This is a genomic window from Microcoleus sp. F10-B2 (assembly GCF_036704965.1).
Taxonomy (GTDB): Bacteria; Cyanobacteriota; Cyanobacteriia; order Cyanobacteriales; family Microcoleaceae; genus Microcoleus.
Map to the genome: position 1 here is coordinate 52,779 of NZ_JAUBTB010000026.1, position 21,690 is coordinate 74,468.

At 46.2% G+C, this 21,690-nt stretch carries 21 protein-coding genes; 13 read left to right on the plus strand and 8 right to left on the minus strand.

All coding sequences use genetic code 11. The features are described from left to right. Window positions 1–405 precede the first annotated feature (405 nt). A complete protein-coding gene (locus QUA99_RS12595; protein WP_333236950.1) occupies window positions 406–627 on the plus strand; it encodes a hypothetical protein in 222 nt (73 codons plus the stop codon). Window positions 628–644: 17 nt separating this feature from the next. On the opposite strand, the gene QUA99_RS12600 is transcribed toward QUA99_RS12595, so the two are convergent. Then, window positions 645–1,070: a ferredoxin gene (locus tag QUA99_RS12600; RefSeq protein WP_333236952.1), complete on the minus strand. Its 426-nt coding sequence runs from the start codon at window positions 1,068–1,070 to the stop codon at window positions 645–647. A 534-nt stretch (window positions 1,071–1,604) separates the two neighbouring features. On the opposite strand from QUA99_RS12600, the gene groES reads away from it, so the two are divergent. From groES to QUA99_RS12630, 6 genes are all read left to right on the plus strand, one after another. Then, window positions 1,605–1,916, plus strand: coding sequence for a co-chaperone GroES (gene groES, locus QUA99_RS12605; protein WP_006633072.1), 312 nt, complete (start codon window positions 1,605–1,607; stop codon window positions 1,914–1,916). Between the two features lie 138 nt (window positions 1,917–2,054). Next, window positions 2,055–3,698, plus strand: a complete 1,644-nt coding sequence (groL, locus tag QUA99_RS12610; RefSeq protein WP_333236955.1) for a chaperonin GroEL — start codon at window positions 2,055–2,057, stop codon at window positions 3,696–3,698. 214 nt (window positions 3,699–3,912) lie between these two features. Next, window positions 3,913–4,401 (plus strand): hypothetical protein, encoded by a 489-nt coding sequence (locus QUA99_RS12615; RefSeq protein WP_333236958.1) that lies wholly within the window; start codon window positions 3,913–3,915, stop codon window positions 4,399–4,401. Further along, window positions 4,361–4,870, plus strand: a complete 510-nt coding sequence (locus QUA99_RS12620) for a hypothetical protein (protein WP_333236960.1) — start codon at window positions 4,361–4,363, stop codon at window positions 4,868–4,870. Before QUA99_RS12615 ends, QUA99_RS12620 begins: the two co-directional genes overlap by 41 nt. Before the next feature lie 46 nt (window positions 4,871–4,916). Then, the gene (locus tag QUA99_RS12625) at window positions 4,917–5,579 is read left to right on the plus strand and encodes a glutathione S-transferase family protein (RefSeq protein ID WP_333236962.1); all 663 of its coding nucleotides are present in this window, start codon (window positions 4,917–4,919) and stop codon (window positions 5,577–5,579) included. After that, window positions 5,576–6,004, plus strand: a complete 429-nt coding sequence (locus QUA99_RS12630) for a hypothetical protein (RefSeq protein ID WP_333236965.1) — start codon at window positions 5,576–5,578, stop codon at window positions 6,002–6,004. The genes QUA99_RS12625 and QUA99_RS12630 overlap by 4 nt, the downstream gene beginning before the upstream one ends. A 375-nt stretch (window positions 6,005–6,379) precedes the next feature. On the opposite strand, the gene QUA99_RS12635 is transcribed toward QUA99_RS12630, so the two are convergent. Then, window positions 6,380–7,333 carry an SH3 domain-containing protein gene (locus tag QUA99_RS12635; RefSeq protein ID WP_333236966.1) on the minus strand — a complete coding sequence of 318 codons (954 nt, stop codon included), beginning with the start codon at window positions 7,331–7,333 and terminating at the stop codon, window positions 6,380–6,382. 590 nt (window positions 7,334–7,923) lie between these two features. Between QUA99_RS12635 and QUA99_RS12640 the strand changes: the two genes are divergently transcribed. Beyond that, entirely contained in the window at window positions 7,924–8,370 is a 447-nt protein-coding gene (locus QUA99_RS12640; protein WP_333236968.1) for a hypothetical protein, read from the plus strand. Between the two features lie 308 nt (window positions 8,371–8,678). Here the strand turns inward: QUA99_RS12640 and QUA99_RS12645 are convergent, their stop codons facing one another. Together QUA99_RS12645 and QUA99_RS12650 are read right to left on the minus strand one after the other, a co-directional pair. Next, window positions 8,679–8,954 (minus strand): zinc ribbon domain-containing protein, encoded by a 276-nt coding sequence (locus QUA99_RS12645; RefSeq protein ID WP_445251004.1) that lies wholly within the window; start codon window positions 8,952–8,954, stop codon window positions 8,679–8,681. A gap of 167 nt (window positions 8,955–9,121) precedes the next feature. Then, the gene (locus QUA99_RS12650) at window positions 9,122–9,448 is read right to left on the minus strand and encodes a transposase family protein (RefSeq protein WP_333236970.1); all 327 of its coding nucleotides are present in this window, start codon (window positions 9,446–9,448) and stop codon (window positions 9,122–9,124) included. A 691-nt stretch (window positions 9,449–10,139) separates the two neighbouring features. Here QUA99_RS12650 and glcD point away from each other — a divergent pair. Beyond that, a complete protein-coding gene (gene glcD / locus QUA99_RS12655) occupies window positions 10,140–11,615 on the plus strand; it encodes a glycolate oxidase subunit GlcD (protein ID WP_333236972.1) in 1,476 nt (491 codons plus the stop codon). 136 nt (window positions 11,616–11,751) lie between these two features. On the opposite strand, the gene QUA99_RS12660 is transcribed toward glcD, so the two are convergent. Both QUA99_RS12660 and QUA99_RS12665 read right to left on the minus strand, forming a co-directional pair. Next, window positions 11,752–13,569 carry a PAS domain S-box protein gene (locus QUA99_RS12660; protein ID WP_333236974.1) on the minus strand — a complete coding sequence of 606 codons (1,818 nt, stop codon included), beginning with the start codon at window positions 13,567–13,569 and terminating at the stop codon, window positions 11,752–11,754. Between the two features lie 471 nt (window positions 13,570–14,040). Then, a complete protein-coding gene (locus QUA99_RS12665; protein WP_333236976.1) occupies window positions 14,041–14,214 on the minus strand; it encodes a hypothetical protein in 174 nt (57 codons plus the stop codon). 65 nt (window positions 14,215–14,279) lie between these two features. Between QUA99_RS12665 and purH the strand changes: the two genes are divergently transcribed. Both purH and QUA99_RS12675 read left to right on the plus strand, forming a co-directional pair. Further along, complete coding sequence (gene purH, locus QUA99_RS12670) at window positions 14,280–15,827, plus strand: bifunctional phosphoribosylaminoimidazolecarboxamide formyltransferase/IMP cyclohydrolase (RefSeq protein WP_333236979.1); 1,548 nt, start codon at window positions 14,280–14,282, stop codon at window positions 15,825–15,827. Between the two features lie 215 nt (window positions 15,828–16,042). Next, on the plus strand, window positions 16,043–16,978 hold the full coding sequence (locus QUA99_RS12675) for a 2OG-Fe(II) oxygenase (RefSeq protein ID WP_333236982.1): 936 nt from the start codon (window positions 16,043–16,045) through the stop codon (window positions 16,976–16,978). 177 nt (window positions 16,979–17,155) lie between these two features. On the opposite strand, the gene QUA99_RS12680 is transcribed toward QUA99_RS12675, so the two are convergent. Next, a complete protein-coding gene (locus tag QUA99_RS12680; RefSeq protein WP_333236984.1) occupies window positions 17,156–18,637 on the minus strand; it encodes an ankyrin repeat domain-containing protein in 1,482 nt (493 codons plus the stop codon). 96 nt (window positions 18,638–18,733) lie between these two features. Here QUA99_RS12680 and QUA99_RS12685 point away from each other — a divergent pair, with 96 nt between their 5' ends. Both QUA99_RS12685 and QUA99_RS12690 read left to right on the plus strand, forming a co-directional pair. Further along, window positions 18,734–19,204: a DUF4079 domain-containing protein gene (locus tag QUA99_RS12685; RefSeq protein ID WP_333236986.1), complete on the plus strand. Its 471-nt coding sequence runs from the start codon at window positions 18,734–18,736 to the stop codon at window positions 19,202–19,204. A 318-nt stretch (window positions 19,205–19,522) separates the two neighbouring features. Next, window positions 19,523–20,980, plus strand: a complete 1,458-nt coding sequence (locus QUA99_RS12690) for a protein kinase domain-containing protein (RefSeq protein ID WP_333236987.1) — start codon at window positions 19,523–19,525, stop codon at window positions 20,978–20,980. Between the two features lie 24 nt (window positions 20,981–21,004). Here the strand turns inward: QUA99_RS12690 and QUA99_RS12695 are convergent. Next, a partial coding sequence (locus QUA99_RS12695) for a tetratricopeptide repeat protein (RefSeq protein WP_333460354.1) occupies window positions 21,005–21,690 on the minus strand: 686 nt, incomplete at its 5' end.

Consider the following 21,690-nt stretch of genomic DNA (forward strand, 5'->3'; position numbering starts at 1 on the left):
TTATTCCCACTAAAGTATCCCGCTCACTTCCTTTTTTTCACTCATGTTTTTTCCGTCAGTCTCCCGCCACCCGGCTGCGGGTGGAGGACGGCGGTCTGGTGAAGGGATAGCGGTGAGGGAAAGCGGGGCGGGTATTACCGCTTCCCAACCTGTGCTCGACGGCGGTTTGTGAAGGTCTTGCGACCTGGAACGCAGCCGAAACCTGTAAGGGACGATCGCCCTGTCAAGATCGGCCTTGATTGATTGGATACTCCCTAACAGAGCCCAAGTTAAATATTTAATCTCGATCGGTTTAATTGCAGGTTGATGCCCCAGTTTTAAATGATACTTCTGATATAGAGAAATTTAAGCAGACTCCCTACTTACGTATTTAACTGTTTCTAGTGTAGTTTGGCAACCTGCTTAGTGTCTGCCACTGAGAAACTTTTGCACAAAATTTCACAGTTCCTCCGATCGATTTTTTTGAGCGTACCTTTTGAGAAACACCAGCGACAAGCTAAGCCAGACTGCCAAGACAACCTAACTACAGTTTTTTTGAACTCTAGCAGGTGCGATCGCCCGGACGCCAAACAGTCTCAAATTCTCACCCTTAACCTTAAATTTAACACTTTACCTATAACCCTGTAGCTTAAACAGCGCTATACTTAAATGTTTGGCTTCGCCTCAGTCGGCACAGGCAAAGGATGAGTCAAGAAAGCGTATTCTTGAACTACCTTTGAGTTTAGGAGATGTTCCTGAATAATTCTCTCAATGACAGGGGGAGTAACGTCGCGATACCACACTCCGTCTGGATAGACTACCATAATCGGGCCAGACGCGCACACTCGCAGGCAATTGGCTTTCGTGCGAAAGACGCAGGTTGGTCGTAAGGCACTTGGCTTGTCCAACCCCAATTCTTGCAAGCGTTTTTTTAAGTAATTCCACGCCTCCAGACTGGTTTGCCGCGAGCAGCACTTGGGTACGGTTTGGTCGGCACAGATAAAAATATGCCGCTCGATTCGAGCTATTCCCAGGCTTTGGACGCAAGCGCTCAAGCCTTGGCTGCAAGATTCATCGTTATGTTCCAGCATTTTATTCATTCGTCAACAGTAATTGGTTAGCGATCGAAAGTCATCACCACAGCCCCCACTCCCCCCCGTCTCAACGGTAGGTTTTTTACAATTCAGAAATTGAGGGCAAGCAAGAGGCAAGTTTTAAAGGCATAACAAGTCGAAATCCGGGCTTTTTCGCGAATGGCTCTCTCCCCTCTCCCGCTCTCCCCCTCTCCCTCTCTCTCCCTCTCTCCCTCTCCCTCTCTCCCCCTCCCTCCCTCTCTCCCTCTCCCTCTCTCCCTCTCCCGCTCTCCCCCTCTCCCTCTCTCTCCCTCTCTCCCTCTCCCTCTCTCCCCCTCTCCCTCTCTCCCTCTCTCCCTCTCTCCTTCGCTCCTACTCATTCTCGGTTCGGGAACCCGTACTGACAACTAAGTTGCGATCGCCCCTGACTAAAGCTAAATTAGCACTCATGAGTCGAGAGTGCTAATATGTCAGTTGTAAGTAGTCCGCTGTTGCTTTCATCGTGACCCCTGACGACTGACTCACGACAATCTGTAATCTGGAGATTTATTTATGGCAGCAGTATCACTGAGTGTTTCTACCGTTAAACCCTTAGGCGAGCGCGTGTTCGTGAAAGTAAGCGCTAGCGAAGAAAAAACCGCCGGCGGCATCCTTTTACCCGACACAGCTAAGGAAAAGCCCCAAGTAGGCGAAGTCGCGGCCGTGGGCCCTGGCAAGCGCAACGACGACGGCAGCCGCACTGAAATGGAAGTAAAAGTCGGCGACAAAGTTCTCTACTCGAAATACGCCGGCACCGACATCAAACTCGGCACCGACGAATACGTCTTGCTAGCCGAAAAAGACATTCTGGCGATCGTTAACTAATTAATCATTAGTCATCAGTCCTTAGTCATCAGTCATTAGTTTAAAGCGAACGCCGCCAAACAACTAATGACACGGGACAAATGACTAAAATCCATCATCCAAAATCCAAAATCTAAAACCCTCACATCCCCAAAAACTATGGCTAAGCGTATCATCTACAACGAAAATGCACGTCGCGCCCTCGAACGCGGTATGGACATTCTGGCCGAAGCAGTGGCCGTAACCCTCGGCCCCAAAGGCCGCAACGTGGTTCTCGAAAAGAAATTCGGAGCTCCTCAAATCGTCAATGACGGTGTTACCATCGCCAAAGAAATCGAACTAGAAGACCACATAGAAAATACAGGCGTTGCCCTGATCCGTCAAGCAGCTTCCAAAACCAACGACGCAGCAGGCGACGGTACCACAACTGCTACCGTTTTGGCTCACGCAATGGTCAAAGAAGGCCTGCGGAACGTAGCAGCCGGCGCAAATGCGATCGCCCTCAAGCGCGGTGTTGACAAAGCAACGACGTTTTTAGTAGAAAAAATTGCCGAACACGCCAAACAAGTAGAAGATTCCAAAGCCATCGCTCAAGTCGGCTCCATCTCTGCTGGTAACGACGATGAAGTCGGCCAAATGATTGCCAACGCAATGGACAAGGTGGGCAAGGAAGGCGTGATTTCCCTGGAAGAAGGGAAGTCTATGACCACCGAATTGGAAATCACCGAAGGGATGCGCTTCGACAAAGGCTACATTTCTCCCTACTTCGTCACCGACACTGAGCGGATGGAAGCGATTCTAGAAGAACCCTTCATCTTGCTGACAGACAAGAAAATCGCTCTGGTACAAGATTTAGTACCCGTGCTCGAACAAGTAGCTCGTTCCGGCCGCCCGCTGTTGATCATTGCAGAAGACATTGAGAAAGAAGCTTTAGCTACTCTCGTTGTCAACAAACTGCGCGGTGTGTTGAACGTGACTGCTGTTAAAGCACCCGGTTTTGGCGATCGGCGCAAAGCCATGTTAGAAGATATCGCCGTATTGACCGGCGGTCAACTAATCACCGAAGACGCCGGCTTGAAACTGGAAAACACCAAGCTCGACATGATCGGCAAAGCCCGCCGCATCACCATCACCAAAGACAGCACCACAATTGTTGCCGAAGGTAACGAAGCCGCCGTCAAGTCCCGCTGCGAACAAATTCGCCGTCAAATGGACGAAACCGAGTCTTCCTACGACAAAGAAAAGCTGCAAGAACGTTTGGCCAAATTGGCTGGCGGCGTCGCAGTGATCAAAGTCGGCGCGGCTACCGAAACAGAAATGAAGGATCGCAAACTGCGTCTTGAAGATGCGATCAACGCTACCAAAGCTGCTGTTGAAGAAGGAATCGTCCCCGGTGGCGGTACAACTTTGGCTCACCTGACTCCTCAATTGGAAGAGTGGGCTAACAGCAGCCTGAAGGGCGAAGAGTTGATCGGTGCTTTGATTGTGGCACGGGCTCTGGCTGCTCCTCTGAAGCGGATTGCTGAAAATGCTGGTTTGAACGGCGCTGTGATTGCTGAGCGCGTCAAAGAAAAGCCGTTCAACGTCGGTTTCAACGCAGCGACAAATGAGTTTGTCGATATGTTTGAAGCTGGTATCGTTGACCCCGCGAAGGTGACTCGTTCTGCTCTGCAAAATGCCGCATCTATTGCTGGTATGGTGCTGACAACCGAGTGCATCGTCGTTGACAAGCCTGAACCGAAGGATGGCGCTGCTGCTGCTGGCGCTGGCGGCGGCATGGGCGGCGGCGACTTCGATTACTAATTAATCGATAGTTTGATGGGGCGGGCTTGAGGGCCCGCCTTTTTAAGAGACAAAATTGCTGTTTCCTGATGGTGACAGCGATGTTTTTTTGGGGCTGACTAAACTGCTCTACCAGTATGATAATACTACTCTACCAGTGTAGTAATACTGCTCTACTGGTATACTGAAAACAGTGATTACCAGTCAAGCAATTAAATTGCAAGAGGTCAGGCAAATGTCAGCCACTATCACAATTAGCCCCAGCGAAATTCGGCAGATATTTCACCCCCGCACGTCCAGCGCTTCAAAGTTTTGGGAACTGGCTCAAAAAGCAAACAATTTAGCTGTAAAAATTGAAGACCGTTGGGAAAAAATTCCTGCTGAAACGCAAGAATTACTCAAAGTTTTTGCCTATGCTTTCATTGAACCCCCTCAAGGAATTAAAGAAAGGTTGCTTAAATTTGTGGGGCTTTTTTCTTTGGCTATCGCTTTACCTTGGATTGTACTTAAAGGTGAACTAGATAGTTTTGTAGCTTATATTAACGCATTTAATAGACTTATTAATGCGATTTTGAGTGGAGTAGAACGGGAAGATATTGCTTATGAAAAAGCACTATCCGAAGCCCTGGAGGAAACTTTTGCAGGGTCGGAAACTAGCGAGGCAATGACGGCGGAGGAGGCGTGTGAACGGATCAGAGCAATTTCAAATAAAGCTCTCGAATAACTTTGAGAGAAGTCAGCAAAAACTGATCCGCGATCGCTATCGTAAAAATCAGGCAGGATTAGTAAAATTTGTCGAATTAATCCAAAAATTTATCAAATTTTTGAGTATTGACCCCCGTCCCCGTCCACCGTTGGGACATTTAGAGCCTTGGCCTCAAGGCTCTAGCCGTGATGGATTAGAATTGTGGAAGCTGGAGTTTAAAATGCCTCAGCTTCGCGGAGCCGCTGAACAGGGGCGACTTATATATTTGTTAGATTTTAGAAAAAAAGAAGTTGTGTTGGTGTGGATTTACACGCACGCAGAATTCGAGAAACGACCACCGGATAAGAATCTAAAGCATTTATTGATCGAAATTATGGATAATTATGAAGTTTCAGATGAAAGTAAAAATTTAGACGACAGTGAAGACGATGAAACTGGAAAATACCAAGTAGGAGAAAATAAATCAAATGACAGTCAAGGTGCATAATCAAAATGTGGCTTTTATTACCTTTGAATAACCAGGCACACCAATTATGAAACTTTACCACACCCCAATTTCCCCCAACTCCCGCCGCGTCTGGATCGCCCTCTTAGAAAAAAACCTCGACTTTGAATTGGTAGAAATTCACTTGGACGGCGATCACTTGCAACCTGAGTTTGTGGCAATGAATCCTTTTCACCGCATCCCTGTTTTGGTCGATGATGACTTCACTGTCGTCGAGTCTCTAGCAATTCTTGACTATCTAGAAACGAAGTATCCCGAACCGGCAATGCTGCCAAAAGAACCGAAAGATTTGGCAGTTGTGAGGATGGTAGAATTGGTCACGGTTAACGAACTTCTACCGGGACTTAACCCGCTAAGCAGTGAAAAAATGGGCTGGGGAACTCCCCAACCGCAGGAAATCGCAAAGGCTAAGGAAAAAGTCAATACTGTGCTGACTTTCTTTGAAGGCTTGTTGGCCGATCGCCCTTTTTTCGCTAGCAACAGTGTCACCTTTGCCGAGTGCGTTGCCGGCACCGTCGTGCCCTTGCTATCTTGGGTTGATGTGTCCCTCGACGGCTATCCTAAAATTAAAGCTTGGTGCGATCGACTAATGTCCCGTCCCTCATGGCAGCAAACTCAATTCACCGAGGCAGATTTGGTGGCTTTCGTATCTCGGAGACAAAAATTTCTCGCACAATCTGAAGCCTCATGAACCAATCAACTCTCAATCGCTCGCTCTTTTTCCTAGCTGTTTTCGCCTGCATCCAAATTCCCATCGCAGCAATGGGGCAGCCCGCCGCCCGATCGAACTACGAAGCAATTAACGCTAAACAGTTCCTTGCCGATCGCAAAATTACCGTCTCCAATCCCAAAGATATCGCAGCAAAACTCTTTAGCAGCGACAGAGAATCTGAAGGCAGAAAAAGCGACCAAATTTCGGTTGAATATCCCACGCGAGAAACAGCCGTAATTGTCCAAACCGTCGTCGGTTTAGCTGACGATTCTGTTGCTGGAATGCGGCACCGCATCGAACTCAGACTCAGGCAAAACAAGTGGGAAATTGTCTGGATTGGCCGACAATCCAAGTGTCAACCAAATCGCGGACACCAAGATTGGGCAAGCGGCCGCTGTAGCTAGAAAGGTCGATCGGCTTTTTGCTTAAATTCATTCATCCCGCGTGCGTTGCGAGGAACCAAGCTAGGACTTGACGCTACTCACGAAAAACAGAGGCACAGAAAGATTCGCTACCGCTGCTTCCTGACAGAAATAAGTTATTCATGCGTAAGTCGAAGAAGCAGTCTGGGTTCCGCGTTATTCCCTGGCTGCGCGACAATCTTAAAACTATTTTCGGTGTCGATCGCTCTTTTACAGTCCTGGACGCATCGGGGCGCAGAAACCGGTTTTTTTACTGAATCTGCGGTCTACAACGCGTCTTTTCGTAAAAAAACCCGGTTTCTAAACAATCGTGCGTAAGTCCTCTTTTAGTCAAAAAGAGCGATCGAACTCACAAGTTTACTTGCACATGATTAAATTTCCCGCCGAGATGAATCCGGGCACAGGGGCTGAAATCTCAACCCAATTGCGATTTTCTCCATTCTTATCTTTCACTAACTGAAAATTCGGCACAAGCGTTACTTGACCGTTAGCCGGTACGCCACCTTTAACCGCAGCAGTCTTTGAAGGCTCCGCACGGATAGCTAGACCCCTCGGCGCTACGCGAGGTTCTACTTGGCGGCACAGACTTACCGGGCCCGTTGCTGGCGCTGGTGCTGGCGCTGGTGCTGGCGCTGGCGCTGGTGCCGGTGCTGGTGCCGGTGCTGGTGCCGGTGCTGGTGCTGGTGCGGGCGCTGGTGCTGGTGCGGGCGCTGGTGCTGGTGCCGGTGCTGGTGCTGGTGCCGGTGCTGGTGCTGGTGCCGGTGCTGGTGCGGGCGCTGGTGCTGGTGCTGGTGCCGGTGCTGGTGCTGGACTTGGACTCGGTGCTGGCGCTGGTGCCGGTGCCGGTGCTGGCGCTGGTGCCGGTGCTGGCGCGGGACTTGGGGAAGGAGTTTGACTAATTGTGCACGAACCTAAATTACTTTCGTCGTTGGGATATCCGGTAGCCACATACCCTTTGACGGGAGCGGTAATTTGAATCCAAAGGCGGCCGTCGGAGGCTTTAACAGAAGTAGCGCCTTGGGACAGCATGACCTGAGTGTTAAGTGCTACCCCGCCAACTCTAGGGGATTTGGGGTCTGGGTTCTGGCGAACGGTCAAACCTTCTTTGGGAGTGACTTTGCGGCAAAGGTTGCCAGCCTGGGCTATTTGAAAGGTGGCGCTATTTTCAAATGAAATATTTTCAGCGTCTTGACTGACAGTGGGTGTTGATGGGGCGGCAACACCGATCGCATTCGCTTGCAAATTTCCGGCTGCGATCGCGATCGCGCCCAGCAATGCAGCGGGTTTGTTCCAGTAACTCAAGTTTTTCATCCGTTCAACTCCTCATCTAATCAAAACCATTATCTTTATTGCAGGTCAATATAGCAAAAAAATCGATTTGTCTTCCAGGAAAAAGCTTTATCTAACATTTTGATGAGGGCAAGTCAAGTTTTATTTATATAAATTAATATTGGCTGAGTTCAGCGAAGACAAATTAAGCTGCTGCACGTATGAATTTGCTGGTTGTGGCAGAGCTCGAAAGGGGGAGAGTGGGGGAATGGGAGAGCGGTAAAGTAAAAAGTTAACAGTTTAAATGCGTAACAGTCGATCGAACCTTACTTAAAATTACCGCAAAAAGCTGATAGTGGGAAAGTCCCCAAATTCATCTGTGGAGTCAATCTAAAATCTAAAATCTAAAAATCGACTGACCTTAGTTAAACCTCCCAGAGCGCGGTGCAGTCAATTATAAAATCTAAAATCTAAAATCTAAAATCTAAAATAGACTGAGGTTTCTTGATTCAATCTATCAAAAGAGGGAATTTTTATAACAGCTCATCGTTGGATAACCTCTACCTAGAGAATGGTTCAGCCTCGCGCTCTGAGCGAGTACAAATAGAATGTCATCTCTGATTTTGTATTGTATGAAACTGAATTATTTTACGAAACGGCTTTCGACTGTCGGGCGCTGGATGGCTGCAACTGTGCTTTGCGTGTCAGCGATGGCCTTCGTTTGGCAGGGTGCGTTTTTCTCGAACACCGCAGCAATGGCCTCTCCTATTTTAAACTCGATCGCAGCAGCAGATTTGGGCGATGAGGTTCAACAGAAAGCCAGCAAAGATGCTGGACGAACCAAGAATTTCATCCGAGATACAGAAGAGAAAGTTAAGGAAACTGCCAAGAAAAATGCTGCTAAAGTCGATCGAGCATCGGATGATGGTAGTTTCGTAGAGCGCAAAGCTAAGAAAGATGCCGCTCGAATTGAGAAAAGAGCAGAGGAAGATTCAGCTCGCACTCAGAAAGCAGTAGATAATACCAAGAATGCTGTAGAACGCACTGTTGACAACATCAAGGGTGCTTTTAGCAAGTAGAGAATAAATTAGTAGTGGACGTTATCCCCGGTCTGAAGACACGGGGATTCTAAGCATCACTAATTAGACGTTCTATTTCGTTGATTTCCCTTACTTGAACCTGTTTCCACATTCAAGCAGAGGGGAATCTCTCCCAATAATTGCAATGGGAGCATCTCATATTTGTAAAAATACTTCTTTTGGCTCCTTCCTTCTGCCTCTTTCCTTCTGCCTCTTTCCTTCTGCCTCCTGCCTCAAAACTCCAATTTCTAGCTTGGCTGCAAAACTGAGATGCTCCCATTGCAATTCGGTCTACCCACCGTATTTGCTCATTCTTTTAGGGATAATCTTAAAAGATTTAATCCTGCATTTTCGTCCCGGTCTACTGTATAGCCACAATGAGGAAACTTATGAGTTCTGGTACTTAGACTTTTAACGACTGTTTGCCCGCACATAGAGCAATTCTGACTCGTGGACTTGGGGTTAACTGCTATTATCGGAACACCATAAAAAGCGCCAACAAACTCTAACCATTCTCGAAATCTGTACCGTGCAGCATCAGATATTGATTTGGATAGATTGTACTTCTTGACCGTGTTACGCACTTTTATGACTTACGCAAAAACCCGGTTTCTGCACGTAATTTGGTCGTATACGCTCGAACGTGACAGCGATCGCGAGATCTGTTGTTAATCCATTGTTAGGAGCAAGATTTTTCAGTTCGCTATAAATAACTTGTTGGTAATATAGCAATCCTAAATCATTTGCATAATTATTGTAGGGGCAATCCCCCCGTGGTTGCCCGATAGATAGGGGGTAGGAACGGGGGCACTACCCCTACAAATTTATCTGAATCATTTAGGATTGCTATAGCTTGTGCATATCTATGAGTAAAACTTTTATTATCGAGAACGAGAGCTAAAATTTCACTAAAAAGTTTTAGGCAATTTTTACACTTAAATCTGCTTCGATTCACAGACAAAACTACTTCTCTATTACCGATGGGTAAATCTTTTACTAAATGCCGTTGATTTTGATGAAGACGATGACTTTTTTGACCGCAGCGGAGATAAAGGGCTGTTTTTTTATCCCATTTCACGAGTAAAATTAATGTATCTTCTGTTTGTTGACTATTTTCTACTCAAGCTCCCGGCCAATTTATCAACTTCGTCATTAACCTATTCATAATAAACTAGCTTATTTGATACTTACCTAATATTTTAGTACAGTAAGTACGGACACCACAAAAACAACAATGCAATCAAATTTCCTGTTGGAATTACCCATATCAATGGTCAAAATACAGAGGAGCCGCATGACGCAAAAGTATCACGTCTGGTTCTGAAAACGAGCGGTTTTGGTGAGGGAATCGCTGAGTTTAACCTCACATCCGCTTCTGAAGGAGAGGTAGGGGTAGAGATGCCCCTATCGACTCTAACATTTCCCGATGGTCGAGAGACTGCCGATCGTTCCCTCGGTCAATATTGCAACCCTTCAAAAAATACAGGACTTGCCCCAGGGGGCCTGTAAACCAGGTTTCTTCGCCGGTACTTGGCTGTCAAACCCAAAATTTATTACCAGAAACCCAGTTTCTGTTCGTCTACGGCCCAAAAACGCGGTTTCTGTGTCGATACCTCGTTACCAAACCGAAGATTTATGGTAGAAATCGGGTTTCTTTTCATAAGTCATAAAATAATGGTTGTACAAAATCGGCTTTTTTAACACTTAGTTGCCTAAACTTAGTAAAGTTTGCAACAATATTATTGCTAGTTCCATAATTAAAGTCACTAATGATAGCCCTAGAAACAGAACGCAACTGGAAACCCGTTATTAAAGAATTCGAGGCTGCTGTCGGCAAAAATGGCGTCGTACAGCGGCGCGAAGAATTGATTGTCTACGAGTGCGACGGACTTGCCAGCTACCGCCAGCGCCCCGCCCTGGTGGTATTGCCTCGAACTACGGAGGAAGTGGCGCAAGTGGTCAAAATATGCGATCGCCACTCAATTCCCTGGGTTGCTAGAGGCGCCGGAACCGGCCTTTCCGGGGGCGCTTTGCCTGTAGAAAACTGCGTGCTGATTGTCACTGCCCTGATGCGAAAAATCCTGAAAGTAGACTTAGAAAATCAGCAAGTAGTCGTGCAGCCGGGAGTAATTAATAACTGGGTAACGCAAGCAGTTAGCGGCGCAGGTTTCTACTACGCGCCAGATCCTTCCAGTCAAATTGTTTGTTCGATTGGCGGCAACGTTGCCGAAAATTCTGGGGGCGTTCACTGCCTCAAATACGGAGTTACGACGAATCACGTTTTAGGATTAAAATTGGTAGTAGCCGACGGTTCAATTGTCGATGTCGGTGGCGAAATTTCTGAAATGCCCGGTTACGATTTAACTGGTGTATTTGTCGGTTCCGAAGGCACTTTAGGCATCGCGACAGAAGTTACTTTGCGAATTCTCAAAGCGCCGGAATCGATTTGCGTTCTCCTAGCGGATTTTGCCAGTATAGAAGCAGCGGGCGAATCGGTTTCCGATATTATCAGCGCTGGCATTATTCCCGGCGGCATGGAAATTATGGACAACATCAGCATTAATGCTGTGGAAGATGTGGTGGCAACTGGATGTTATCCCCGCGATGCGGCGGCAATTCTTCTCATAGAAATCGACGGTTTAGAAGTGGAAGTTGCCACAAACAAACAGCGGATTGCCGATATTTGCAAGCATAACGGAGCGCGAAATATCACGACGGCAAGCGACCCGGAAACGCGCCTAAAAATTTGGAAAGGGCGGAAAGCTGCTTTTGCGGCAGCGGGTCATCTCAGTCCAGATTATTACGTGCAAGACGGCGTAATTCCCAGAACGCAAATGGCTTATGTTTTGAAAGAGATTGAGGGTTTGAGCGAGAAATACGGTTATCGGATTGCGAATGTATTTCACGCAGGAGACGGAAATTTGCACCCGCTGATTCTGTACGATAACTCGGTAAACGGTGCGCTGGAAAAGGTGGAAGAATTGGGCGGCGAAATTCTCAAACTTTGCGTGAAAGTTGGGGGAAGTCTTTCGGGGGAACACGGCATCGGTGCTGATAAGAAGTGTTTTATGCCGGATATGTTTTCGGAGGTGGATTTGGAGACGATGCAGTGGGTGCGTCAGGTGTTTAATCCGAAAGGTTTAGCGAATCCTGGGAAGATGTTTCCGACGCCGAAGACTTGCGGGGAAGCGGCGAGGGCGAAGGTTGAAACTGTTAAGAAGTTGGAGGGTGCGGAGGTTTTTTAATTCGCTATTTATGCGGGTAAGGTGCTTTTCGGCGCACCCTACGTTAGTCAGTAGTTGGTAAGGTGCGCCGAAGAACACCCCCACGTTAGTCGGTAGTTAGTGAGTAATTTGTAAGGTGCGCCGAAGAGCACCTACGCTAATTTTCGATTGGCATTCTAATAGTAAATTCCGTGCCCTTGCCCAATTCCGAAGTACAATATAATTCCCCTTTGTGTCTTTCTACAATAATTTGATAGCTAATTGACAAACCCATTCCCGTTCCTTTGTTAATGGGTTTGGTAGTAAAAAAGGCATCAAAGATGCGCTGCTTGACTTCCTCAGTTATGCCCGGCCCATTGTCGGCAATTTGGATTTTTACAAAATTGCCGACAACTTCCGTGCAAATCCTAATCTGGCTGGGATTGTCTGTCATTTCTTGACAATTTCGCCTACTGTTCGCATCATCTAAAGCATCGAGCGCATTGCTGAGAATATTCATAAACACTTGATTGATCGGCCCGGCAAAACACTTAACATGCGGCAAGTTTCCGTATTGTTTGACAATTTGAATTGGTGGCTTTTCTGCGTTTCCTTTCAAACGGTGATTGAGAATTAACAGCGTGCTGTCAATGCCTTCGTGGAGGTTAACGGGTTTCATCTGTGAATCGTCGTGTCGCGAAAAGTTGCGCAGCGACTGAACAATCTGGCAAATGCGATCGACACCAACGCTCATTGAAGACAGTATTTTAGGTAAATCTTCAGCTAAAAAATCGAGGTCTTTCTCTTTTCTTTCCTGTTGAATTTCCGGCACTGGATTAGGATAGTGCTGTTGGTAAAGTTCGAGGTGGTGAAACAAGTCTTGAGTATAATTTGTGAGATGAGCGAGATTGCCGTAAATGAAGCTGACGGGGTTGTTTATTTCGTGAGCGACCCCGGCAATTAGCAATCCCAAACTAGACATTTTTTCGCTCTGAACTAATTGGGAATGAGTGGCTTTGAGTTTGTTAAGTGCTGCTGCTAGTTGAGCGGTTTGTTCTCTGCTTTGTGCTTCGGAATTATGCAATGCTTCTTCGGCTTGTTTGCGATGAGTGATGTCTCTCTGTACGACAATAAAATGAGTCAATTTGCCCGTTCTATCGCGCACCGGAGATATTGAAAAACAATTCCAGAAAGCGGTTCCGTCTTTGCGGTAATTCTTTAATATTACCTTGCATTCGCTTTCTGTTTGCAAGGCTTGGCGAATTTTTTCTACTGCTGCCGGATCTGTATCGCTTCCCTGCAAAAATTGGCAGCTTTTTCCGATAATTTCCTGCCGCCGATAACCTGTCATCCTTTCAAAAGCGGGATTGCAATAAATAATTGGATGTTCTGGGTGAGTGGCGTCAGAAATTGTAACTCCGGTGCTAGTAGCTGCCATAGCTCGATCGTACAACCAAAGAATTTCTTCTGCGCGCTTGCGATCGGTAACGTCCCGCAACGTAGCTAAATAAGCCATTTCTCCCTCCCATTCCGTTTCCACCACCCGCATTTCTACTACAGCATTTGCTTGGTGCTTGCGAATAGCTTCAACTTCTGTTTGCACGACGCGAGTTCCGGCTGTTTCTGTTTTTCCAACTTGGGGAATAATAGCCATGTCCATCTCTATGTCGCAAGCTGAAACTTGTACTACCAAATTGCCAAAAAATGCTTGACCTAAAAGTTCCTCTGCTTTGCAGTTAAACAGCGCTTCTGCTGACGGGTTGGCAAAACAAATAAGTCCTCGCTTGTTGACGATTGCGATGCCGTCGGCATTTTTTTCTATCACATTCCGAAACCGAGATTCGCTAGCTTTCAAATCCTGCTTTAGCAGTTCAATTGCTCGCTCCATCTGCTGCATTTCGCACAAACTAAGACTATAAGCTTCTGAAATGTTAGCCGCTGTCGAGTTCTCAGTTGACTTTTTGGGCATTTCTGGATAGTTTGTTCTATCAGTCATGTTTTTAGCCATTTTTTTCGGGGTCCTGCTAATATTACTGAGCTTATTCTCTGAATCGGCTTCTTGAAAAAACATATTTAAACCTTACCAATTTATTTTTTAGGTTAATATTTTGCGATCGCCCAAATTTGCCACAAATTTAGGGAGACAGCAATTTATACCCGATGCTAGCACATGACTTTTATAATTCATCATAAAAGATCGTTAAAATTAAACAGCGATCCCCATCGAATTATCTATTACACTTTACTAAGTAATTTCAACCACATCGCATTTACGTAGCGAGACGAACCGCGAAGGCTGGAGATGGCTTCAATCCCCCTCGCAGCGGGCAAAATAACACCCTCGACGCGCAAGTCCTAAATATTTAGAACCCACTGCCGCGTATAAATTATTATAGGATTTAAAAAAAAATACGCTTTCAGGCAAGCAAACTCATCTTTAGTTATACAAAACAATCATAGTTACCAATTACCAAATCATGGGGAGCATCTCATATTTGTAAAAATACTTCTTTTGGCTCCTTCCTTCTTCCTCTTTCCTTCTTCCTCTTTCCTTCAGCCCCGCAGCCTCGGGCCCCGCAGCCTCGGGCCTCAAAACTCCAATTTCTAGCTTGGCTGCAAAACTGAGATGCTCCCAAATCATGTCTCGGTCACCAGATTTGATATAAAATATAACCTGTCTATTTTTGCGATCGCAACTTCAAACCAATGGCACGTCTAGCACTTCTGAGCACATCCAATAAAACCGGACTAATCGACTTAGCGCGCAGTCTAGTAGAAGAATTTGAATTTGACATAATTAGTAGCGGCGGGACAGCAACGGCCCTCAAAGAAGCAGGCATCCCAGTGACCAAAGTTGCGGAATATACTGGTTCTCCCGAAATTTTGGGAGGGCGAGTCAAAACACTTCACCCGCGAATCCACGGAGGCATTTTAGCACGCCGCGATGTACCGGAAGACCTGGCAGATTTAACCGCAAATCAAATTCGGGCGATCGATCTAGTTGTAGTCAATTTGTATCCATTTGAAGAGACAATTTCTAAACCCGGAGTTACTCTAGCAGACGCAATTGAGCAGATAGATATCGGCGGGCCGGCAATGTTGAGAGCTTCCGCCAAAAACCACGCTCATTTGACAGTGTTGTGCGACCCAGAACAGTACAATACTTATTTAAAAGAACTGCGGGAAAATGGCGGCGAAGCATCCTTAGAGTTTCGGCAAAAATGTGCGCTAGAAACCTTCAAACATACAGCAAACTACGATCGCGCGATCGCAAATTATCTCAGCAGCAGCCAATCCGCTGAAAAATCTGCGCTACCAGACCAGTTTAATTTATCAGGAAAAGAGTTGCAAACTCTGCGCTACGGTGAAAATCCCCATCAAGCCGCCACCTGGTATCAAAGCGGAACTACACCGACAGGCTGGACGACTAGCACCATCCTGCAAGGCAAAGAATTAAGTTATAACAATTTAGTAGATTTAGAAGCAGCAAGGCGGCTAATCGTAGAATTCCCCGACACACCCGCGGCAGCTATTCTGAAGCATACAAATCCTTGCGGCACAGCCTTGGGAACAACTATTTCTGAAGCTTATCAAAAAGCCTTCGACACCGATTCAGTCTCAGCTTTCGGCGGAATTGTCGCCCTCAACCGCCCGATTGATGCTGCTACCGCAACGGCATTAACTCAAACATTTTTAGAATGTATCGTCGCGCCGGGGTGCGAACCAGAAGCAGAAGAAATTATCAAGAAAAAGGCGAAAGTTCGAGTATTAATTTTGCCAGATTTGACTCAAGGGCCGCCACAAACTGTTAAAATTATTGCAGGCGGTTTGCTGGTGCAAGAGTCAGATAATATAGTAGAAGAAACTAGCAAATGGCGGACTGTTACTGAGAAACAGCCGACGGCGGGAGAGTTGGAAGAATTGCTGTTTGCTTGGAAAGTAGCGAAACACGTCAAATCAAATGCGATCGTTGTGACGCGCGATCGCACTACAATCGGTGTCGGCGCCGGACAAATGAATCGCGTCGGCTCAGTTAAACTAGCATTAGAACAAGCAGGAGACAAAAGCAAAGGAGCGATTTTGGCCAGTGACGGTTTCTTCCCCTTCGACGATTCAGTCAAAACTGCGGCTGAGGCGGGCATAATTGCGATCGTGCAACCGGGAGGAAGTATGCGCGATCGAGATTCCATCGAAGCGGCCAACCAACTCGGAATCACAATGGTTTTCACCGACATCCGCCACTTCTTGCATTAATTAAGTTCGTAGCAATGACATTTTGCACCTCTATTCTGAACAGGCTTTCCGGCCTGTTCCACGAAGAGTTAATTTTATTGTGGGGTGGGAAGAAAGCCCGCCACAAACAGGCTTACCGGCCTGTTTCACAAAGAAAAGAGTCAATTCCAGTTCTATTGTGGGGTGGGCTTCTAGCCCGCCCTAAAAAAATTTTCCTTCTTCTATAACTAACGGCTATGACTAGCACAATTCAACCGCAAATTAAACCCCAAGACGTAAAAGTCAAAATCCTCCTCACCGGCGGACATCAATGCACCGTCACCCTCAAATCAGATACACCATTATTGCACAGCCTGATCAAAACATTAGTCGATCGCACTCAACAAACACCCGGTTTTTCCACCTTATTTCAAATCCCTATAGACGGAGGTCGTTCCGCCCTTTCTTTTCCCGGCGAAAACCTAGTCGGATTAGTCACCGAACCCCCAATTTACTTGCAGGAACTGCAACCGCAGCAGCCTGCAACTCCCGTAGAAATTCCCGCCACAGAAATTCCCGCCCCTGCGCCGCCTGTAAATGACGATTTAATATCTCGCTACGCCCAAATTGACAACTTTTTGACACCTGCTGAAAAAAACAAACTCATTAAATATGTCTTAGCAAAAGAATCAGAATTTGTGACTACCAGCACCTCAACCAATGCCGAAGATTACCGCCGTTCGATGGTACTCCACTCGTTCCCCGAATTTTCCGAACTGATGGTTAATCGCATCAAAGCAATTCTCCCGGACGTACTGAAAAAATTAAATATCCCCTCATTTCCGCTTGGTGAGATAGAAGCTCAGCTAACCATGCACAATGACAACAACTTTTATAAACTTCACAACGACAGCGGCTCGCCAGATACCGCCAGCCGATTTTTTACTTACGTTTACTATTTCTATCGAGAACCCAAGGCTTTTTCTGGCGGCGAATTGCAAATTTACGACAGCAAAATTGAGAACAATTTTTATGTAGCTGCCGAGACATTTAGAATCGTTGAACCCCGCAATAACAGCATCGTATTTTTTCTAAGTCGCTATATGCACGAAGTTTTGCGAGTTAGCTGTCCCTCGAAAGCTTTTGCTGATAGCCGTTTTACTATTAACGGCTGGGTACGCAAAGCAAATTGAGGTTAATTCATAATCCTGGACGCACTAATCACCTAATTTTGTCATTCTGAGTGAAGCGAAGAATCTCAAATTATTGCCACATTGTTATAATGCGTAAGTCCCGATATGTGAGCTTCTTCACTTCCCAAAGCCTACCCTCAGAATGACAGAATTACCTTATTCAAAACTATTTTATTCTTACTCCAGTGCTCCAGCACTTTTGAGCAATTTCACCACATTAGAATAACCCTTAAACTCAGCCAGCATTAAAGCGGTATAATTTCCCGGATTTTTGTGGTTTAGTTCTGCACCAGCATCAATTAAAATTTTTACTGCCTCAGCATAACCCCGATGTGCGGCCCACATTAAAGCTGTTGCGCCGGAATCATCGAGCAAGTTGACATCGGCACCTTTTTCGACTAATAATTGGACGATCGCCACATAACCGCGATCGCAGGCCTTCATTAAAGCCGTTTTCCCCAAATCCGCCGGGACATTGGGATCGGCACCGCCCTCAAGCAAAGCCTTTACCGTCTCGGTATGTCCGTGAAACGCAGCCAGCGTCAAAGCAGTCTCCCCAAAGTTTTTCGCATTCACAAACTCAGCCCGATTTGAGTTTACTTTTTGCAGCAAAGCCGATACGATCGCACTGTGGCCGTGAACAGCCGCCACCAGTAAAGGCGTATCGCCCAAGCGATTTCTAGCACCGACACTAGCACCTCGGTTTAAGAGCAATTCCACCACATCTTCGCAGCCTTCAACCACCGCAAAATTCAAAGCAGTTTCATCATCTTTATCCTTAGCGTCGATATCGGCGCCAGCATCGAGTAAGATATGAGCGATCGGCGCATTTCCCCCAGCAGCAGCCGCCATCAAAGCCGTGCCTCCATCTCCATTTTTCACATTCGCATTAGCACCTGCTGCAAGCAAAGTTTGCACCACATCAGTATTGCCGGAATCCGCAGCCAAAGTTAAAGCAGTTTCTCCGTTTTTGTCGGGAATTTCGACATCAGCACCAGCAGCCAACAGCGCCTCGACAACAGCCAAATTTCCCACCGTCGCAGCCAGCATCAAAGCAGTTTTGCTCTCTAGATTTTTAACATTAGCATTCGCCCCACAGTTGACCAAAATTCGCACAATTTCAGCGCTACCTTGACGGACAGCTAAAAATAGCATAGAATTATCAGAACCAGCACCCGCATCCACCAAAGCTTTAACAACAGCTTCGTGACCCGATAAAGCAGCTATTTTCAGAGCAGAATCTCCATCTTTATCTCGGACATTTACATCAGCATTAGCATCAAGTAACATCCGCACAACATTGATATCGCCCTTCAGAGAAGCCGCCATCAAAGCCGTACTTCCATCATCATTTTTAGCATTAACATCAGCACCAGCAGCTAACAACAGCCGCGCAGAATCAGGCTGTTTGTGAGCCGCCGCCAGCATCAAAGCCGTTAGCCCAAAACGCCTGCTCACCTGGTTGACATTAGCGTCATTGTTTAGTAAAGCACGCACGATTTCTGTATAGCCCTTTTGGGCCGCAAACATCAAAGCCGTCGTCCCCTCAGAGTCTTTGGCATTAGCGTCAACTCCCTTAGCGAGTAAAGCTTGGACGTGAATAATGTTGCCAGTCTTGGCGGCTTGAATCAATACAGCGTCTTGTTTAGTGGCAGGCATAATGGTGTCTCATCCCGTATATTTTTACCGTCGCACGAGACGGCCTGACTGGTATGCTAAGTTTTATGAAGTATGTTTGCTAATCCTGAGAACACCATGAATCTCGAAATTCCGCAGTCTGTTAAAGTTTGGAGCCAATTCTTTCACCCAGTGTTAATGTGGGTACTGCTGGCCATCTCATTGTATGCTTTGTATCTCGGCCTGCAAATCCGCCGTACCAGAAGCACCGAAGGCGAAGTCAAAAAAGAGTTAATTAAGGGCAAATTCAACATCAAGCACCACCAAATGGGTTCTTTGCTGCTAGCGTTGATGGTAACAGGGGCGATCGGCGGAATGGCCGTCACCTACATCAACAACGGCAAGCTATTTGTCGGCCCGCACTTGCTAGCAGGATTGGGAATGACGGCAATAATTGCGATCGCAGCCTCGCTGACTCCTTTGATGCAAAAAGGCAATGATTTGGCCAGAAATACTCACATCTTTCTGAATATTGTGCTCTTGGGGCTGTTTGGCTGGCAAGCGGTATCGGGCGTGGAAATCCTGCAAAGAATTATCAGCAAAATGTAACGGTTAGAGTACGATTTAGTCCTGGACGCACGGGTGTCCAGAAACCGGGTTTTTTCGCGACAATACTCTCTCCTGGCAGACAATTCGGTAAAAAACCCGGTTTCTTTATTCACGATTTACGCGCTGGTGTCGAGAAACCGGGTTTTTTACGAAAATACTTCGTTAGAACTAGAAGATTCGGTAAAAAACCCGGTTTCTTTAGATGAGCGTTTTTAATCGATCGCCCAATCAAAACTCTACGGGACAAATGAGCTTACTTGCGGTAAAATAGAATTTAAAAACTGGCAAGCACGTCCTTTCTCACTCACCGCCGCTCTCATGCTTGGAAAAAAAATTTTTCAGCGCTACGAAATCACCAAACATCTGACAAACACTAATTTTTGTCAGATTTATCTGGCTAAAGATGGGCAAATAACTCAGAAAGATATGCGTGTGGTTAAATGCCTCAAACAGTCGCTATCCCCTGACTTGTTGCCGCAGGCAAAACATTGCTTGGAAACGGAAGCTCAAATTCTCAAACAGTTAATACACGACCAAATTGCCAAGCTTTTTGACAGCGGTGAAGATGCTGGGGAGTTCTATTTAGTTCGAGACTACATTGAGGGTCGGGATTTAAGTGAAACAGAACTAAAACCCGGTCAGCGGTTGAAGGAAAATCGCGCGATTCGCCTGTTGCAGGAAATTCTGGAAATTGTCAAGTTTGTTCACAAGCACAAAATCGTTCACTGCGATATTAATCCCTCGAATTTAATTAGGCGCGCCTCGGATAAAAAACTGGTATTGATTGATTTTGGATTGGCAAAACCCATTGCCAGTCAGGGGACTAATTTTAATCTGGTGCAACCAAGCGTTTTAGGCTATGCACCTCACGAACAAGCACGGGGCTACGCTCAATTTAACACCGATATCTATGCAGTCGGGATGATTGGGATGCAAGCGCTGACAGGGGTATCTGCTAAAGACATTTTTATAGATCCCAGTCAGTCGAAAGTTGCGTGGCCGGAGGGGACAAAGCTGAGCGATAAGCTCAAAAAAATTATCGAAAGTATGGTGCATCCAGATCCTAGCGATCGCTGCCAGTCAGCCGATGAGGTTTTGCAAGAACTTGAAAAATTAACTCTTCCCCGCCGGACTCGAATCAAGTCGTTTGTAGAAAGAACGATGGCTGGCGATCCAGCTACTGTAGCTCAACTTGTTACGGGAGTAGTTATTGGATTGGTGGGGGTGATTTTTGCCTTTCCCAGTTTTATTACTGGGATTCAACAAATGTCGAATCCGCCAAAGCCAGAGCCAACTGTGAGTGCTGACAATTTTAAAACTTATAAAAATTCTCAGTATGGGATAACTATTCAACACCCGCAGGACTGGAAGGCACAAGAAATCGGGGGGATCGATGGAGAAGTGGTTAAGTTTGTGCATCAGCCTTCTCAAGCTAATGTGGTTATTAGTGTTAAACCTGTACCTGGCGATTTTAAGTCGCTACAGGAATATACAGATAAGTCTGTGGCTAATATTAAAAATGAGTTTTTAGATGAGAAAAAGCAGGTAAAAAAGTATAAAATAGAAGAAGAAAATGGGAAGGCACTTCTGGCAAAGCGTGAGGCTTTTCAAGTGATTTATACTGGCAAGGATGAGAAGAATAAGAGTTTGAAAATGAGGGAAATTTGGAACCTGAAAGATAAGAAGGCTTATATTATTACTTACGAGGCAGCAGCGGATAAGTATGATGAATTTAGCAAAGTAGTTGACCAAATGGTTGATTCATTTGAAAACTAATTTTAGCAGTAAAAAGCTTGAAAGCTATTGCCAAAGTTCTCTGATTCTGTCCTGTGAATTTTTGTACCATTCGTTGTTTCCCTGTTGCTGATACAGGTTTGCTGCTTTCTGGAAGTCATCAATTGCCCTTCGTTTGTCTCCTTGTTGCTGGTAGGTAAGACCTCGGAAGTAGTAGGAATCAGCATCGTCGTTAGGACGAATCCGAATTGCCTCGTTGAAATCGAGCTGTGCTCCTTGATAATCTTTGAGATTGTTATAGCGCAATGTTCCCCTCCAGTAATAAGCTAGAAAGTAGTTAGGATTGAGGCGAATGGCTTCGTTGTAATCGGATAGGGCTTTTTGATAATCTTTGAGGTTAGAGTAGGCACGAGCGCGATTGTTGTAGCTAAAGGCTATGTTAGAATTGGTAGAAGTGAGTCGAATTGCCTGAGTATGATCTTCGATCGCTCCTTGGTTATCTCCCTGTAACCTGCGAGCAAGCCCTCTGTTATCGTAGGTATCAGCAGAGTTAGGATTGAGGCGAATCGCTTCGTTGTAATCGGATATGGCTTTTTGATAATCTTTGAGGTTAGAGTAGGCACGAGCGCGATTGTTGTAGCTAAAGGCTATGTTAGAATTGGTAGAAGTGAGTCGAATTGCCTGAGTATGATCTTCGATCGCTCCTTGGTTATCTCCCTGTAACCTGCGAGCAAGCCCTCTGTTATCGTAGG

Coding starts and splice junctions, on each gene's coding strand:
- QUA99_RS12630 (WP_333236965.1), top strand. CDS start 5,576: ATGAACCAATCAACTCTCAATCGCTCGCTCTTTTTCCTAGCTGTTTTC.
- QUA99_RS12660 (WP_333236974.1), bottom strand. CDS start 13,569: ATGACTGATAGAACAAACTATCCAGAAATGCCCAAAAAGTCAACTGAG.
- QUA99_RS12690 (WP_333236987.1), top strand. CDS start 19,523: ATGCTTGGAAAAAAAATTTTTCAGCGCTACGAAATCACCAAACATCTG.
- groL (WP_333236955.1), top strand. CDS start 2,055: ATGGCTAAGCGTATCATCTACAACGAAAATGCACGTCGCGCCCTCGAA.
- QUA99_RS12685 (WP_333236986.1), top strand. CDS start 18,734: ATGAATCTCGAAATTCCGCAGTCTGTTAAAGTTTGGAGCCAATTCTTT.
- QUA99_RS12600 (WP_333236952.1), bottom strand. CDS start 1,070: ATGCTGGAACATAACGATGAATCTTGCAGCCAAGGCTTGAGCGCTTGC.
- groES (WP_006633072.1), top strand. CDS start 1,605: ATGGCAGCAGTATCACTGAGTGTTTCTACCGTTAAACCCTTAGGCGAG.
- QUA99_RS12675 (WP_333236982.1), top strand. CDS start 16,043: ATGACTAGCACAATTCAACCGCAAATTAAACCCCAAGACGTAAAAGTC.
- QUA99_RS12680 (WP_333236984.1), bottom strand. CDS start 18,637: ATGCCTGCCACTAAACAAGACGCTGTATTGATTCAAGCCGCCAAGACT.
- QUA99_RS12615 (WP_333236958.1), top strand. CDS start 3,913: ATGTCAGCCACTATCACAATTAGCCCCAGCGAAATTCGGCAGATATTT.
- QUA99_RS12625 (WP_333236962.1), top strand. CDS start 4,917: ATGAAACTTTACCACACCCCAATTTCCCCCAACTCCCGCCGCGTCTGG.
- QUA99_RS12665 (WP_333236976.1), bottom strand. CDS start 14,214: ATGATTTGGGAGCATCTCAGTTTTGCAGCCAAGCTAGAAATTGGAGTT.
- purH (WP_333236979.1), top strand. CDS start 14,280: ATGGCACGTCTAGCACTTCTGAGCACATCCAATAAAACCGGACTAATC.
- QUA99_RS12640 (WP_333236968.1), top strand. CDS start 7,924: ATGAAACTGAATTATTTTACGAAACGGCTTTCGACTGTCGGGCGCTGG.
- glcD (WP_333236972.1), top strand. CDS start 10,140: ATGATAGCCCTAGAAACAGAACGCAACTGGAAACCCGTTATTAAAGAA.
- QUA99_RS12635 (WP_333236966.1), bottom strand. CDS start 7,333: ATGAAAAACTTGAGTTACTGGAACAAACCCGCTGCATTGCTGGGCGCG.